The sequence below is a fragment of the Paenibacillus sp. FSL R5-0701 genome (assembly GCF_037973995.1).
In the GTDB taxonomy this organism is placed as follows: Bacteria; Bacillota; Bacilli; order Paenibacillales; family Paenibacillaceae; genus Paenibacillus.
On sequence record NZ_CP150230.1, the window covers coordinates 2,618,968 to 2,635,004 of the forward strand.

Annotated in this window: 18 protein-coding genes; 14 read left to right on the forward strand and 4 right to left on the reverse strand. The window is 43.0% G+C overall.

Annotation, left to right across the window (positions count from 1 at the left end):
• Window positions 1–172: 172 nt before the first annotated feature.
• From MKZ13_RS12240 to MKZ13_RS12265, 6 genes are all read left to right on the forward strand, one after another.
• Window positions 173–568, forward strand: coding sequence for a hypothetical protein (locus MKZ13_RS12240; protein ID WP_339184260.1), 396 nt, complete (start codon window positions 173–175; stop codon window positions 566–568).
• A 201-nt stretch (window positions 569–769) separates the two neighbouring features.
• Window positions 770–1,426 (forward strand): DUF4367 domain-containing protein, encoded by a 657-nt coding sequence (locus tag MKZ13_RS12245; RefSeq protein ID WP_339184262.1) that lies wholly within the window; start codon window positions 770–772, stop codon window positions 1,424–1,426.
• A gap of 31 nt (window positions 1,427–1,457) precedes the next feature.
• The gene (locus MKZ13_RS12250; protein ID WP_339184264.1) at window positions 1,458–1,940 is read left to right on the forward strand and encodes a DinB family protein; all 483 of its coding nucleotides are present in this window, start codon (window positions 1,458–1,460) and stop codon (window positions 1,938–1,940) included.
• Window positions 1,941–1,994: 54 nt separating this feature from the next.
• Complete coding sequence (locus MKZ13_RS12255) at window positions 1,995–2,504, forward strand: AAA family ATPase (protein ID WP_339184267.1); 510 nt, start codon at window positions 1,995–1,997, stop codon at window positions 2,502–2,504.
• A gap of 17 nt (window positions 2,505–2,521) precedes the next feature.
• Entirely contained in the window at window positions 2,522–2,998 is a 477-nt protein-coding gene (locus MKZ13_RS12260) for a DUF5662 family protein (protein ID WP_339184269.1), read from the forward strand.
• An 86-nt stretch (window positions 2,999–3,084) separates the two neighbouring features.
• Window positions 3,085–3,495 carry an acetamidase/formamidase family protein gene (locus tag MKZ13_RS12265; RefSeq protein ID WP_339184271.1) on the forward strand — a complete coding sequence of 137 codons (411 nt, stop codon included), beginning with the start codon at window positions 3,085–3,087 and terminating at the stop codon, window positions 3,493–3,495.
• Between the two features lie 387 nt (window positions 3,496–3,882).
• Here MKZ13_RS12265 and MKZ13_RS12270 read toward each other — a convergent pair whose 3' ends face one another.
• Window positions 3,883–4,332 carry a DUF1569 domain-containing protein gene (locus tag MKZ13_RS12270; protein WP_339184273.1) on the reverse strand — a complete coding sequence of 150 codons (450 nt, stop codon included), beginning with the start codon at window positions 4,330–4,332 and terminating at the stop codon, window positions 3,883–3,885.
• 157 nt (window positions 4,333–4,489) lie between these two features.
• On the opposite strand from MKZ13_RS12270, the gene MKZ13_RS12275 reads away from it, so the two are divergent.
• The 6 genes from MKZ13_RS12275 to MKZ13_RS12300 all read left to right on the forward strand — a co-directional run bounded on the left by MKZ13_RS12275 (window position 4,490) and on the right by MKZ13_RS12300 (window position 8,673).
• Complete coding sequence (locus MKZ13_RS12275; RefSeq protein WP_339184275.1) at window positions 4,490–5,266, forward strand: methyltransferase domain-containing protein; 777 nt, start codon at window positions 4,490–4,492, stop codon at window positions 5,264–5,266.
• A 44-nt stretch (window positions 5,267–5,310) separates the two neighbouring features.
• Window positions 5,311–6,132, forward strand: coding sequence for a methyltransferase domain-containing protein (locus MKZ13_RS12280; RefSeq protein WP_339184277.1), 822 nt, complete (start codon window positions 5,311–5,313; stop codon window positions 6,130–6,132).
• A gap of 40 nt (window positions 6,133–6,172) precedes the next feature.
• Window positions 6,173–6,868 (forward strand): hypothetical protein, encoded by a 696-nt coding sequence (locus MKZ13_RS12285; protein ID WP_339184279.1) that lies wholly within the window; start codon window positions 6,173–6,175, stop codon window positions 6,866–6,868.
• A gap of 427 nt (window positions 6,869–7,295) precedes the next feature.
• Entirely contained in the window at window positions 7,296–7,742 is a 447-nt protein-coding gene (locus MKZ13_RS12290; protein WP_339184281.1) for a GNAT family N-acetyltransferase, read from the forward strand.
• A gap of 45 nt (window positions 7,743–7,787) precedes the next feature.
• Window positions 7,788–8,111, forward strand: a complete 324-nt coding sequence (locus MKZ13_RS12295) for a hypothetical protein (protein ID WP_339184283.1) — start codon at window positions 7,788–7,790, stop codon at window positions 8,109–8,111.
• A 37-nt stretch (window positions 8,112–8,148) separates the two neighbouring features.
• Entirely contained in the window at window positions 8,149–8,673 is a 525-nt protein-coding gene (locus MKZ13_RS12300) for a GNAT family protein (protein WP_339184285.1), read from the forward strand.
• Window positions 8,674–8,806: 133 nt separating this feature from the next.
• On the opposite strand, the gene MKZ13_RS12305 is transcribed toward MKZ13_RS12300, so the two are convergent.
• The 3 genes from MKZ13_RS12305 to MKZ13_RS12315 are packed head-to-tail and all read right to left on the reverse strand — an operon-like array spanning window position 8,807 to window position 13,171.
• On the reverse strand, window positions 8,807–9,772 hold the full coding sequence (locus MKZ13_RS12305) for a substrate-binding domain-containing protein (protein ID WP_339184287.1): 966 nt from the start codon (window positions 9,770–9,772) through the stop codon (window positions 8,807–8,809).
• Entirely contained in the window at window positions 9,765–11,363 is a 1,599-nt protein-coding gene (locus MKZ13_RS12310) for a response regulator (RefSeq protein ID WP_339184289.1), read from the reverse strand. The genes MKZ13_RS12305 and MKZ13_RS12310 overlap by 8 nt, the downstream gene beginning before the upstream one ends.
• The gene (locus MKZ13_RS12315) at window positions 11,360–13,171 is read right to left on the reverse strand and encodes a sensor histidine kinase (RefSeq protein ID WP_221825126.1); all 1,812 of its coding nucleotides are present in this window, start codon (window positions 13,169–13,171) and stop codon (window positions 11,360–11,362) included. Before MKZ13_RS12315 ends, MKZ13_RS12310 begins: the two co-directional genes overlap by 4 nt.
• 243 nt (window positions 13,172–13,414) lie before the next feature.
• On the opposite strand from MKZ13_RS12315, the gene MKZ13_RS12320 reads away from it, so the two are divergent.
• Window positions 13,415–14,437, forward strand: coding sequence for an ABC transporter substrate-binding protein (locus MKZ13_RS12320; RefSeq protein ID WP_221825125.1), 1,023 nt, complete (start codon window positions 13,415–13,417; stop codon window positions 14,435–14,437).
• Window positions 14,438–14,522: 85 nt separating this feature from the next.
• Window positions 14,523–16,034 carry a sugar ABC transporter ATP-binding protein gene (locus tag MKZ13_RS12325; protein WP_339184292.1) on the forward strand — a complete coding sequence of 504 codons (1,512 nt, stop codon included), beginning with the start codon at window positions 14,523–14,525 and terminating at the stop codon, window positions 16,032–16,034.
• Window positions 16,035–16,037 lie beyond the last annotated feature (3 nt).

Here is a 16,037-nt window from a genome sequence, read left to right on the forward strand (position 1 = left end):
TGTGGAGGTAACATAATGGGGAATTGTGAATTGAATTTCTGAGGAGCATTGGTTTGCTGCTATCACTTACCTAGGATTAGTATGTAAACGGATTCAGAAATAGGTGAGTGACTAGTGACTGCATTTAATATATAAAGTCAAATAGAAGTGAATCTAGATTAGGGGGATACGGATGTTGATTGAAGATGAGAACGTATACCCTGACTGTTCAGTTGAAATAAGAACTGTAGACATTGGCGGTTTAACAAAGCCACAGCTTATTCAAAAACTGGATCAATACTCTATTTTATTGAATAAATATGGAGAACAGTTGTTATATGATGAGAGATTTATAGTTTCCAGTGCAAAGCAAAGCTTGCAAACGGTTGAGTTGACCGTCAAACAACTTGGATTTTCGGATGGTGCTACGACTTTTGAGCTCTTTCGAAGAGCCAATGAACTTGGGTTGGAATGTTGTCCGGTTGAGTTAGGACCTTATCTAAGAATGCAATATTTGGATCAGCCTGAGATATGTTCTACCAATATATTTCAGAGGGTAACAAAGCTCCGTCCGGCTCCATTACCATAGCATCTGCAGCCCTTACGGAGGATAATGAATTTCCAAAAGGTTTTTATCTCAGACGAATAAACGACAAGTTATGGTTACGAGGATATCTTGCGGACGATTTGCATTTTTGGAGTCCTCATGATCGTTTTATCTTCTGTAGGGCTCGGCTTTCTATTGTATGAGGATCAGGAAGATGTTTTGAAAGGAAAGGAGTGAAGATCAATGGATATCAAAAACAAAAGCGGAGATGTGCTTGGAAAAATTCAAATTGAATCCTTACGCAATGATAATGCGATTGACCGAATCGTCATTGACTTAAAACCTGGTGAGGGGAAGGCGATATACACCGCAGATGTTATAGAGAACCAATTCACGCAACAGACCAATTATGCCCCCATTCCATGGGAAGACGGTTTGGAACGATTGCAACAACATTACTCTCCATGGCAGCCGAAATTTCCGATTGATTCTGATATAGATGCCATTCATGTATTTTATGGATTTGATAATTTAACTCCGCAAGAAATCGATGAAATGATTGAAGAAAGTAACAGGTCAGGCAGAAATGTAGTGCTACGAGACTTGAAGCCCAATAAGAAGGTTGTGGGCATAAGCATCACGTATAAAGAATACGGTGGTTATAAACTTAATATTTTCGGGACAACAAAGAGCCGGATCGCATTGCCTGATCATGATGGTACTAAGGTTAAACAAGCAGCCATCCGTGGCGTCGAAGCATTTTATATTTTCAATAACCAAACTTCCCAATTGGTATGGATCGAAGAGGATGTGCATGGGAAGGCGTTGCAATACGAGATCATTGGCAGAAACATGTCAGAAGATCTTGTGATGAAGATTGCGAAGTCAATGAACGGATAAATGATGATATTAATCTGAGTGAGGTGCAGCGATGAGTTACAAAGCTATTCTCATAGACCAATTAAACGCCTGTTATCATGACAAGAGCTGGTTTATACCGCTTCATGATATTCTGACAGACCTCAATGCGGCGGAGGCCGCTTATGTAAAGAATGAGGGAGAGCATTCCATTTGGGCGATCGTCAATCATCTTATTTTCTGGAATGAGAAGTGGCTTAAGAGATATATTGCCGAACAGGTCGATGGGCAGAATTCAGTGAATAATGAGGATACATTCGACATAGATCTGTCTAACTTGAATGATGTGGAATGGGGCAAGACATTACATAGACTGAAAACCGTCTTTAGTGATTGGAACAGGGCACTTGAAGATAGTGAAGAACATAAATTGACCCGTGAAATCCCTGCCTATTTCAACGCGCCATGGTGGGGAGTTGTATCAAATCTATGTATTCATAATGCCTATCATATTGGCCAGATCATGCTGCTCAAAAAATCAATGAAAAACACGTAGTACACGCTGTATTACATTTATAAAATTATACTTAAGCAAAGGAAGATGAACATCATGGAAAAAGGCAAAATTATATTTTTGAACGGTGTGACCAGCTCTGGGAAAACGTCAATTGTAGAGGCGATGCAATCATACGATGATCCGTTTTTCTATGTTGTGGCTAATGATTTATTTGAAAATACGATCGGTGATAAACATCTTCAGACGGATTACTGGAAGTATCTGAGTGAAGCGATTGTAATGATGTATCATACGGCAAAAGTATTTTCAGACCATGGCAAGCATGTTCTGATCGATGGCATACTTGTGGAAAGACCGGAGCTCGCGCCGCATTATGAACAAGTCAAACAGATTTTTGAGGGGTATCCACTGGATATCGTTGAGTTATATTGCCCCCTCGACATCTGCCGTCAGCGGAACATCGAACGTGGTGATCGCAGAGAAGAGCAATCGGATGAGCAGCATCAAACCATGGCCCAAAACATCAACTATAGCTATTCGATTGATACAAGTATGAACACACCGGAAGAATGTGCGGAGAGGATTATTGCAGCACTGTTCTAAACACAACGTTATGGGAGATGGTGACCATTCGTTCCGCATACTGGAGGTATTTTCTATATGTTGTTGAGCATAAATTGAACGTGCTGATCGAATGTTGGCAAGAAGGTCTGTATGTGCAAGGTTTAATTCATGATATATCCAAGTTCTTTCCGCAAGAATTTATTCCCTATGCAATTCATTTTTATTCAGAACAGAAGGATGAAGAAACCCATCTAAGATGGAAGAACGCATGGCTACATCATCAAAATCATAACAAACATCATTGGGAGTATTGGATTGTAAATAGGAATACAAAAGAAGCTCTGCCCATGCCTACGAAATATCTGATAGAAATGGTATGTGATTGGAGGTCTTTTTCAAGAAAATGGGGACGTAAAGTGAAAGATTCTAATCTGGTAGAACGAATGATAAATTCACAAGATATTATTTTACATCCAGTGACGAGAGAAGAGCTTGAACAGTTATTTATTAGAAAGGATGAGAAGTTCATATGATCATGGAAGCGGATCGTTATTGCAAATAAAGATACTCGATACCGTGATAATTAAGCAAAAAGCTGAATTCCGAAACTGTGGAGGTTATGATGACCATTCATACAATTGAATTAACTCAGGAAATCCCCGTAGACGGAGGTTATCTCGCGATTGGTGATGGTCACGCACGGCAGGGGGACGGTGAAGTCAGCTGTCAGGCCATTGAATGTCCGATGGAAGTGGTGGATGTCACGCTTAATGTGATTGATGATATGATTTTGACCAATCCTCGTGCACATACGCCATCCGGCTGGATTACCTTCGGTTTTCATGAAGATCTGAATGAGGCTACGGTTCAAGCATTAGACGGGATGCTCAATCTGATGGGTGAGTTGTACGGACTAGAACGAGTGGAAGCGATTGCACTTGGAAGCGCGGTAATTGACCTGCGTATCACCCAAATTGTGAATGGCGTTAAGGGTGTACATGCTGTCCTTTCGCATGACGCTTTTAAGTAACTATACAATTCAATTGTTCCCTTACCAGCCGCTCAATACCTCGAGCGATGGAGTGAGTTCGCAGATATCCATCTACTCAGCAATCATTGTAAGGAATGGATTGAGCCGAATCTGAGCTGTTTAAGCTCATTTACCAAAAGTGTAACCATTTCTAATCAAGTGGGTTTATGCAAACCTGAGATTGAAATATACCAACGGGTTGAAACCTTCTTGGCAGCTGGAGAAGAGGTTCTATTTATAGATGATCAAGAGAAAAATTTACATTCGGCTAAGCTACTTGGCTGGAGGACTTTACTGGCTGACGAAGAAGGAGATTGGGTTAATGAAGTTGAGTCATTGCTAATTTAGAATGTAATCCAGAAACCAATAAGTTCCGAATATTACCTGCTAAACTCCAAATTGTTTTAGATGATGATCTAAATGCTTGTATATGCCTTTACCCCATTGCTCGGCTGTTAATTTTCCGAAGAAGGGATGGGGGTGGCGGGAGAATTTTTCTGAAGCACCTTGTTGAAAGATATTAATCTGCTGCTCAAGCTTTTCTTTTTCTGCCATAAACTGTCGTTGGTCATCAATAATGATTGTCGGGATCGTAGACATATTATGGGGCAAGGGCTTGTCATTATAAAACATTGGTTTTGCGAACCGTCCTATAAGTCTCCCAAGTAATCCTCTAGGTGGAAAAGCATTTCCTAAGGGAATATCATGAAATGCTGAACAGTGAGCCAGCATTTGAGAGACCTGCATCGTGCCCCATTCAGGGATGGATTTTTCACTAAGTTGAGCCATGCGCTCTGTAATTTCAGCAGCATTGATCGTATCAAATATACTTTTCACAAGAACACCTCAGTCCTCTAGGATATAAAATTTGAACTTAAACTATCATCATTCTCTTATTGAAAGGTTTATCCTCTTACTATCAAGAATAATAAGATATGGTAAGTTTAGTCAATGTATTATAGGAAAACCACAATTGAAATCGGAGGATGCGAACTTGGAAAATAAGGAAACGTTTAATCTCGTAGCAGATGAATATGAACGATATAGACCCGTCTATCCGAGTGAAATGTTTGATGATATTTTTACATATCTGAATCTTAATAAAGAGGATTCCATTCTTGAGATTGGCTGCGGAACGGGGCAGGCCACTGGCGGATTGGTGAGCAAGGATTATACAAACATCACGTGTATTGAATTAGGCAGCAACTTGGCACAGTTCACCGTAGACAAATTCAAGTCATATCCATCGATTCAAGTAATCAACACTTCCTTTGAGGAATGGAATAACGAAGGAAAGCGATTTCAATTGATTGTGTCTGGAACGGCCTTTCACTTCATTGATCCGAAAGTTGGTTACCACCGGGCTTGGGAATTGCTAGAGAATACAGGCGGCATTGGACTTTTCTGGACGATTCATGTACCGGTCTATGACCCGCTGCACAATGAAATTCGTACCCACTACACAGCATTAGCCCCTCATCTCGATGATTCGCACTATCCTTCGCCAGATGAAGTTATCCAGGAGCGTAAAGAAATAACAGAAAAAACCGGCTTGTTCACGGATATTGAGGTTAAGGAGTATAACTGGATACAGACTTGCTCCAGCGAAGAATATGTCGCTTTATTAAATACCAATTCCAAACATCAGCTGCTTTCTATTGATGTTCGGCGTTCACTTCTAGAGCGAATTAAACATTCCATTGATGCTGCAGGTGGAACGATAGAGAAACAACATAAGGTTGCCCTTTTTCTAGGGAAGAAAAAGGTCTAAGGATATATGTTTTTATTTTTCCACAGAAGAACAGGAGGGAATATATGAGTGATCCGCGTTCAACATACAGTATCCAAACGGCAGCGTTAAGTTTACAAGAGGAATTAGAGAGGTTAAAGATACAGGCGGTAATGGGGTGGTCCAAAGAATTTCGAAATCTAGAGTGGTATGGTTTGAAAAATGGAATGCGTGTATTGGAGGTCGGAAGCGGACCAGGTTACATTACAGAGCAACTATTGAACAGTCTGCCGGACAGCGAGCTTACCTCGCTTGAGATTGATCGTTCACTGCAAGCACAAGCCAAAGAACGGCTGAAAGATATTCCTTCCAAGCGATTACAATTTGTAGAGTCTTCCATCTACCAGATGGATCTGCCTGATGATTCTCTTGATTTTGTCGTGGCAAGACTTATCTTTCTTCATTTGAACAATCCTGACGAAGCTGCACAAGAGATATATCGTGTACTGAAGCCTGGTGGCCGTCTTGCTATTATTGATGTGGATGACGGCGTTTTTGGAGCAGTGAATCCTGATGTTCCTGCTTTGCATACGGTATTAATGAAAATTTCGGACTATGTGGCACAACACGGCGGTAATCGCTTAATTGGCAGAAGTCTGCCGCGTCTCCTTTCTGAGAGCGGATACATCGATGTTGACATTGATTCTGTCCTTCAACATAGTGATCTGTTAGGCATAGAAGGGTTTAAGCACCAGTTTAATCTTAATCGTTTTGTACATTTTGCTGAAAAAGGTGTGATCAGTTCGGAGGAATTTGCTCAGCTGCAACAAGCTTCTGAAGCGATAAATCATTCGCCGGAAGCCTATGCCATGATGAATTTCATTACAGCTTGCGGTACGAAGCCATAGACATAGCTGGGTTGAAACTAATTAGGGACGGAGGATGGGGATGAATATCGTTCATTTTTTTCAGGAACTAGTAGTTCGAGGCGATCATCAGGGTATGATTGAGTTACTGAAAAACTTCGAACAATCCAGGAAATTGTCTGTCCATGAACGAGGCTGGGTCTACTGGAATGTTTCAGATGGTTATGCCTTGTTAAGAGAGCCGGAACCGCTTTATGCCAATCACCGGGAATTCTTCGAATGGGGGAAAGAAAACCTCGCTCCGGAGCAGTTACACTGGATTGTTTCGGATTCGACACAAGCGTTGTCATTATCTCTGGGGAACTACTTTGATCATTGGATGGATTGGTACCAATATGCTTGTGACCATGCCCCGAAGTTGGAGACCAACCGAGGTGTTCGATTCGAGAGCCATCGGGCTTTGGGTGGTTCGCTTTGGGTTTTGGAGAGATACAGTGCAATGGACAGTGTGCTTGAAAATATGAATCAGCTCATACAAGAAGATGAGACATGGTCCAATATTCTTTTTGCCCGAATTACATACAACAAACAGCGTCTGGCCTATCTGTATCATGCCGGGGAGGTTGCGGGAGTCGAAGCTCTTTTGAACGAAACGATGGACTGGATTGATGAAATCAATGATGGAACACTAAGCATTTCAAGAAAAGATGAAGTGGTCGGCAGCTGGAGGATATTAATGTCTCCAGAAATTCGCAGAGAGATATCAACATTTCGTTAAACAATTTGGCATGTATTTTAACGGATATCGAAAGGTATGAGGAAAGTGTGAGATTGTTTATGCATATACAGGAACGTGGTCACCACGTGAATGCATATGGTTTTTCCAAATGGATATATTCGATCTGGAAGACAAGAGGGGCTGAGGCAGTTAAAGATGCATTAGCAGATAATGCATCTTATGAAATAGCGGACCTTGTGAAACATACTCCTAAATTATCAGAAATCAAAGGTTTAGCATGAGGTGATTTAAGTCGCAAGAGGCCTGCACAACAACGTGAGAGGAGTGATGTGATATGAGAAACAATACGAAACGGAGTAGAAGAAATGGAGTTGCAAGAGGTGTTTTTGTCTAGCGCAGAGGACCCCCCAAGGAAGGGTTCCGAGGGATTCCTCTGTGTAATTTTCACGAGGAGGAATTTCAATCTATGATTCATTTAAAAAGTGTGTCGGAGGGTAATTGGTATGCATGCACCCAACTGAATGTAACTGAAGAGCAGAGAAAAAGTTTTCCCGCGCCAGTTGTATATTGGATTGCTGAATCCAAAGTAGTGGAAGACTTTCAACCCATGGCCATCTATTTTGATTCGGATCTGGTTGGATTTGCTGTGTACTCAGATAAGCCGGATCATGAGGATAACTACTGGCTTCTTGCTTTAATGGTAGATACAAAATATCAGGGCAGAGGTTATGGAAGAGAAGCGCTTAGGAAGTTGATTGATCTAATGAAAGAATCGCTGAATTGCAAACGCATCATGATTGGACACAGGCCGGAAAATGGTATCGCCGGAAATCTGTATGAATCACTTGGTTTTCACAGCGTAAGTGAGGGATTGATTGATGGCGAAGTCGTTCGGCTTCTAAGATGCAAGTAGTGCCAAATCACAAGTGATTTGGATTGTAAAGGAGGTAGCTTGTCTTTGAAGCATGTACACATTATTTTCTCATTACTCTTTATCATGTTAGGAATTGTGATTATTACGATCTCGAAAATGATTGAAGAGGTGATTCCCAAGCTGGGGTATGCAGCATTCCAGTCAGCAGCAGCTGGCAGTTATACTCCGAGTGATTATCAAGTGAATTTTGCAATGAATTATTGGATAGGCGCGATATGTATTTTGGGTGGAGTTATCGGTTTAATTAGTACAATGAATGTTGTCAGAAACTACATTCGTGAAATGAATATAAGAAACAGAGCGTTTGATGAAACTCATAATTATGACGATACAAGAGAACTGAAATAGGATATGATATGACATAAAAAAAGAAGGGGCGGTATACATGATTACATTCCAATACTTTGAACCGGAAGATTTTGATCAACTGATCGAATGGAGTGGGGATGAAGCATTTTTGCTCCAGTGGGCCGGCCCTCAGTTCCATTATCCACTTTCCAGAGAGCAGCTGTCGGATTATTTGCATGGTGCCAATGATAAGAACACTTCAAATAAGTTCATTTATAAAGTGATGGATGAATCAACTCAGGAGATTGTGGGCCATATTGCTCTTGGTGGTATCGATCGATATAATCGTTCAGGGCGTATCGGTAAGGTGCTTCTTGGCAAGCCATATCAGGGTAAAGGTTATGGGAAGCAAATGATCAATGAGGCACTTCGAATCGGATTTGAAGAGGAGAAGTTACACCGGATCAGTCTGGGCGTATTTGATTTTAATTTCTCAGCCATCCGATGTTATGAAAAAGCGGGCTTTGTACAAGAAGGACTTATTCGTGATGCGAGAAGATATGAAGATACATTCTGGAATCTTATCGAGATGAGCATATTAGAAAACGAATGGAAAAAATGACTTCTCAAAAGGATCATCATACTTGAGAGTCATCTTTCTTGAGAAACACTTCCATGAACGGATGTAATAACTACGTGTACGAAAATTTAAATGGGGAGGTCCTACTGTCATCAGAATGACAGCAGGACCTCCCTTAATTACTACCTTCCTGGTTTATTTCAATGATCCCCGTATCAATAAATTCCTCCACAGGCACACCGTCGCTAGCGAGTAACAGGGTCTCCATCATTTTGGCACCCCAGACTCCTTCATTCTGCGAAATAACGGCAGACAATTGACCGTTGAGTAACCCGTTTTCACTAGTCGGGCTATCACCGAACGCGATTAAATGCCGGTTAAGGCCTTTTGCTTTCCAGATCAGTGTAGAGGCAGAGAACGAAACAAAATCGAGCCCGATAATTGCATTGAAGTGAGGGTGAGCTTGAATCATGTTCTCCATATCGGACATGGCTTGATCTTCATTCCCTTGATGATAACGAACTTCCAAGATTTCGATGTCTGTTTCACTGCGGATATAGTCAATGAATCCATTAAGCCGCTGTTGCAAACCCTGCATTTCCTCCAAGCCATTCTCGACAAGAATCATGCCTTGATTATGCAGAAGTCTTGTAGTCGTCATCGCGAACTGCTGGCCAGTGCGATAGTTATCGGCGCCCACATAAGCGATTCGATGACTGGATGGGACATCTGACTCAAATGTAATGACAGGAATACCTGCAGCTTGGGCTGCATCAATAACGGGAGTAAGTGCAGCAGCATCCACAGGAGATATAGCTATCCCGTCCACATGCTGTTTGATCATATTCTCCATGATACGGATCTGTTGTTCGGTATTGGCTTCATCAGGGGCGTTTACAATTAACGTGATATTGTGTTTCCCAGCATACTCCGTTGCATCCTTCGTGATCATCTCATAAGTTGGATACGTCATTGGATAGATAATACCAAAAGTTTTGCTCGCTGCAGATTTCTCTACAGGTGGAGTCGCAGGAAGTGCTGCAGCCATCTGCTGGGGGCGAATATGTGCCGAACCGGATGAGATGATCATCGGGAACAGAAGTATTAGTGTAAGTAAAAGTGCAAATCTGGCTTTATTCATACATGGACTCTTTTCTCATATCTGATGGTCTGGCCTGCGATTCCTCGGTTCCTTGAGTTCGATATTCTCTTGGCGTAAAACCTGTTGTTTTCTTGAATATATTAGAAAAATAGTGAGAATCGTTGTAACCGACTTTGTAAGCAATTTCAAAGGTTTTGTTACTGGTTGTTTTCAACAGCTCCTTGGCTTTACCGATTCGAATCTGGGTTAGATGCTCCGTTATCGTTTGACCGGTTTCCTGACTGAAAATCTTGCTTAGATGACTTGGACTGATTCTGACGTGTGCAGAAATCATCTTCAACGAGACCTGTTCGTTATTGTATTCACGGGATACATAAGCTTTCACCTGATCAATGACATCACTGTATTTTCCGGAGCACGCTGCTCTTCTCTGCCATAACAGGTTAAGGAGGGAACAGAGGTATTGGGTGCAATCCTCCCAGCACGTAATCTTCCGAATCGTCTGTTGCAGGGAAGTAATGTTCTCATCCGAATGGTCACTCATGCGGAACAACTGATTCGCGAGCCGAAAAGACTCCAGCGTAAGATCATTCAACAGATAGAAGCCATACGAGGAGGACTTCCAGTCGAAGGACTGTAAAGGAGCGGCAAACTCCTGCACAAAATGGTCACGCAGGTTGGGGGTGCCGATTTTGAGAAATTCAAGAAACGAATTCCTGTCAAGAAAAAGAGTCGTTTGCTCATCCAGGTTAATTTCATGTAGAGAAGCTCTGTTCTGAAGAGTGAGTCGATTAATATATTTATCCTCCTCCGCTTCCAGATAAGAGACGTGAATTCCTTGCAGACGTTCCTGCTGACTGCCAATGCCCAGAATAATATTACATTTGAACGTATGCTCAAGTTCCATACGAACCCGCCCGCGAAGCTGCTCGAGATAGACGGATATGCTGTCATCGGAGTGATACTTGAGCAGAAGCACCAACTCGGTCCGGCTTCGAATATAAGGAAGAAGTTCAACGTGGGGATCACGAGTTTCCTCCAGTATGGGAAGCAGCTTCTTCATCAGGGATTCCGGGTCCCGGGAATCATCTGTTAATCGAACATCAATAATGACAATTGTATAATACCTGGCCGAGAGAGGAAGTGAGAGTTGTTTGGCTGATTCAATCGCATCGGTTGTACCGATGAGTCCTCCGCACAGATCGGCCAGCAGTTTTTCTTTGGTGATCGTCCGGTTTGTCATGCGTTGATGTTCTTCATCCATTTGTCTGCTGACCTTATGCAGCATTTGGATTAGCTCTGCTGCACTAATGGGCTTTAGACAGTACTCGGTCACACCAAGTCGGATAGCCTCCTGGGCATAGCTGAATTCATCATGACCGCTCATGATAATGATTTTGATATCAGGTTGTTGCGTGCGAACGATGGAGGTCAGTTCCAATCCGTTCATAAATGGCATTTTGATATCCGTAATCAGAATATCCGGAGCCCATTCGTGAATTAAAGGTAACGCAAGCTCACCGTCGGGTGCATCCCCGCAATAGTGAAAACCTTCCTTTTCCCAATCAATACAGCTCCGTATATTCTCCCGAATTCCAATTTCGTCATCCACGATCATAACCTTTTTCAACGGTTAACCTCCTTGCTTTTGGGGATACGAATCATAAATGTGCTGCCTTCCATATACGTACTTTCCATTTCAACACCATAAGATGGTCCGAAATAGAGCCGAATCCGGTGATGTACATTGAGTAGACCGAATCCGCCTTCCTGCTCGTTATCTTGGGGTGAATGTGAACCGGCCGGCTTCTCCAGCTCTTCACGTAATTGTGCCAATCGATCCGCAGACATGCCAATTCCGTTGTCTTGTACGGTGAGAATGATGCTATTGTCCTCTACATATCCGTGTATGGATATCAGTCCTTGACCGCGTTTGTTCTTGATCCCATGGTAGAGCGCGTTTTCAATCAGGGGCTGCAGCGTCATTTTCAAAATGGGATAATCCTGAAGCTCACGATCAACGCTGATCTCGTAGGTGAGAATATCGTGGTACCTCATCTGTTGAATAACCAAGTAACTCCGCGCATGTTCAAGCTCGGTTTGAATGGATACCCAGTCGAATCCTTTGTTCAGACTCAAACGAAAGAACTTCGAGAGGGCCTGCACAAGTTTGATTACATTTTCTTTTTTCTCTGCTTCAGCCATCCATAGGATGGATTCCAACGTGTTATACAGGAAATGAGGGTTGATCTGAGCTTGTAGCGTACGTAGTTCAGCTATTTTCACCTGTTCATTCTCTCGAATGCTCTTTTCGATTGACATTTTGAGTTTATCCAGCATCACATTGAAACTTTTGCCCAGATCAGCAATTTCGTCCGAGCCGTGTGGTGTGACTTTGGCTTCCAAGTAACCGTTTGCAGCTTTACGCATCTTGTTCATCAGAATTTGGATGGGAAGAATCAGTCGATTATTCAGGAAAAAATATAACGATATCGCAAAGAAAGCACTTAACAAAACCGTAATGATGATCAATTGGCGAATGCTATTGGCCTCTGCAATGATTTCCTGATAAGGAGCTACCCCGATCATTTTCCATCCGGTCTGTTTTGAGGTGCTGTATACAACAAATTGGGGCTTGGATCCTGCAGACAGGATAAAGCTATCGTGCTGTAGATGTAAAGGGACCGATCGGATCTGATCCATCATGGTTATGGATGCCGGGGTGGCATCCGGCCTGAAGAGTGTATTTCCGTATTGATCACTAATATAGAAAAAACCGGAATCCTTAATAGGGGTATTCGTCAAAAAATCATCAATGAACGAATCATTCAAATCAATCACTATGAACCCGATGACCTCATGTGTAATTCGCTCTTTGACCGTAGTTATAATTGAAAGCGCATTCTGTTTAGGGTAAGCAAACCCATCCAGCCTGTTATATTCGGCATAGGCTGCAGAATGAGGGATGCGCAGAATCGCATCCGGATACTGTATCAGATACTTGAAGTACGGGTTACGTAGCGGATTTCGTTCCAGCTTGAACACGCCTTTTCGTTCACTTATGCCTTTTCCATAGAAATTCACGAACGAGATATTAAGTACCTTGTCATACTTGTAGGTTTCGCGATAAAGATTGTATGTCTGAAGGATGGCTTTGGCTTCCGGGTAGGACTCCGATTGAGAATACAGGTATTGAAGCACTTGCGGGTTCTTGCCCAGTTCAAGCAGCCGTTCCGTATCCTCAAACAAGATGTCAATGTTCCTGGCAAGCTGGTCGGCAACCAGCTGTGTCGAGGCCTTGTTATGATTGGATACGACCGTATAGGATTTGTGGTAAGAAATCAATCCAACCACGATCAGTGGTACTGAACTGAGGATGATAAACATGCTGAGTAGTTTAAGCCTGAGGCTTGAAGCAATCCATTGAATGAGTTTCAACGTATTCCACTCCATCTGAAGGGATCAAAAATGTATCATTAGTATAACATGATTTTCTAATATGTAAGAGAATCGCTAAATACTACACAATTAAACAAAGAAATTACACGTTCTAAACTCCATTTTTTGAAATTACTAAATTATTACATAAATAAAGTATGAGACTCCATATAAGCTCGGAATGAAAGCGTTCTATAATGTGGTCACACCACAAGGTGAAACGAAAAAAGGGAGGATCACAACATGCGAACCAAAAAAAAGTGGGGACTTGCCATAACATTGGCTATGGTGATGCTGGTCAGCACGGCATGTAGCAGTACCAATGGAGGAGCAGGCTCCGATAAAGAAACTTCAACGAGTGGGAATGGCAGTACACCTGCCAGCGCCAAAACAATTACGCTTGGTTTTTCGCAGGTTGGTGCGGAGAGTGGTTGGCGTTCGGCGAATACCAAGTCGATTCAGGATTCAGCCAAAGAAGCGGGTTATGATTTGAAATTCTCCGATGCGCAGCAGAAGCAGGAAAATCAAATTAAAGCTTTGCGATCCTTCATACAACAGAAGGTGACGGTGATTGCTTTTTCCCCTGTTGTGGAATCGGGTTGGGACACCGTATTGAAGGAAGCGAAGGATGCAGGCATTCCCGTGATTTTGACGGACCGTGCTGTGGATTCGCCGGATAAAACCCTCTACAAAACCTTTATTGGCTCCGACTTTGTAGAAGAAGGACGCAAAGCAGGTCAGTGGCTTAGTGACCAATACAAGGACACACAAGACGAGATCAATATCGTTGAGCTGCAGGGTACAACAGGCTCTGCACCAGCGAATGACCGTCAAGAGGGCTTTATGGAATTGATTGCTTCCAATTCGAAGCTTAAAGTGATTGCTTCACAATCGGGTGACTTTACACGTGCCAAAGGCAAAGAAGTCATGCAAGCTTTCCTCAAAGCACATAAAAAAATAGATGTTCTCTATGCACATAATGACGATATGGCACTTGGTGCAATTCAGGCCATTGAAGCGGCAGGATTGAAACCAGGCGTAGATATTACCATTATCTCTGTGGATGCCGTGAAGGATGGGATGCAGGCTGCTGCTGATGGCAAAATCAACTTTATCGTTGAATGTAATCCGTTGTTGGGACCTCAATTAATGGAAGCGGTTCAATCGGTAGTGGACGGGAAAGACATCGAACCCCGAATCGTTACGGATGAGACGACCTTCACATCAGAGCAAGCCAAAGAAGCATTGCCATCACGCGAATATTAAAAGCAGATTCGTATAACACCGAAAAGTCATTTTTCGACCAGGCTGTCGCTAAATGACTTTTTTCCATAACAAAGGAGAGGGTTATATGGCTGAGCAAGCACCCATTTTGCAAATGTCAGGCATCACCAAACAATTTCCCGGGGTTAAAGCGCTATCCAGCGTCAGCTTTCGCTTGTTTCCGGGCGAGATTCATGCCTTGATGGGTGAGAACGGAGCGGGGAAGTCGACGCTTATTAAAGTTCTGACCGGCGTTTATTCCATTGACGAAGGAACGGTAACCATGGATAACCGTGATCTCTCGATCTCCGGTCCGCTTGAAGCGCAAAAGGCGGGAATCAGTACCGTTTACCAAGAGGTCAATCTCTGTCCAAACTTAACGGTTGCTGAGAATATTTTCATCGGGCGGGAACCGATGCGATTTGGCAAAATCAATTGGAAGCAAATGAACAAAGATGCGGAGAACCTTCTGCGAGACAGATTACATCTGTCCATCGACGTTAAGGCTCCTTTACAGACCTATTCGGTCGCGATGCAACAACTGATTGCAATTGCAAGAGCACTCAGCATCTCGGCAAAAGTGCTCATATTGGATGAACCCACATCCAGTCTGGACAAAAACGAGGTTCAGCAACTGTTTCGTATTATGCACAAATTAAAGAGTGAAGGTCTCGCAATTCTTTTTGTCACTCATTTTCTTGATCAGGTATACGAAATGTCGGATCGTCTAACGGTGCTCCGTAACGGGGAATTGGAAGGAGAGTACATAGCCGCAGAACTTCCACGCATGGAACTGGTGCTCAAGATGATCGGCAAGGAGCTCGAGGTCCTTGAGGAGCTTCCGAAGGAAGCGGATGCTGCCCAGGGGGAGTCGGGAGAACTGTTAATTACCGCTAAGGCACTTGGACGCAAAGGAGCAATTGAGCCGTTCGATCTGGACATTCGCAAGGGAGAAGTCGTGGGCTTGGCTGGGTTATTGGGGTCTGGTCGTACCGAGATCGCTCGCCTTTTCTTTGGTGCAGATCGTTCAGATGTAGGCAAGCTGCTCGTTGTAGATACAGGAAGTACGGTCAAGTCGCCGCGTCATGCAATTGATCAGAATATTGCTTTTTGCTCCGAGAACCGTAAAACCGAAGGCATAATCGATGATTTGACCATTCGGGAGAACATTATTCTGGCTTTACAAGCGACACGAGGCTGGTCCAAACCAATCTCACGCAAGAAACAGGATGAGATCGCCGAAAAGTACATCAACCTGTTAAATATCCATCCGAAAAACCCGGAGCATTTAATTAAAAATCTGAGCGGCGGTAATCAGCAAAAGGTGTTGCTTGCACGGTGGCTGCTGATGAACCCCGATCTGTTGATTCTCGATGAACCTACGCGTGGAATTGATATCGGTGCCAAGACTGAAATACAGAAGCTGGTGCTCTCTCTATCGAAGCAGGGCATGGCCGTGCTGTTCATTTCGTCCGAGCTGGAAGAAGTGATTCGTGTCAGCCACCGGATTGCCGTAATCCGGGACCGCAAAAAAGTGCAAGAACTTAGCGGGCATCAGATCAATCAACAGCAAATCATGAAAGCAATGGCAGGAGGTTAAAGA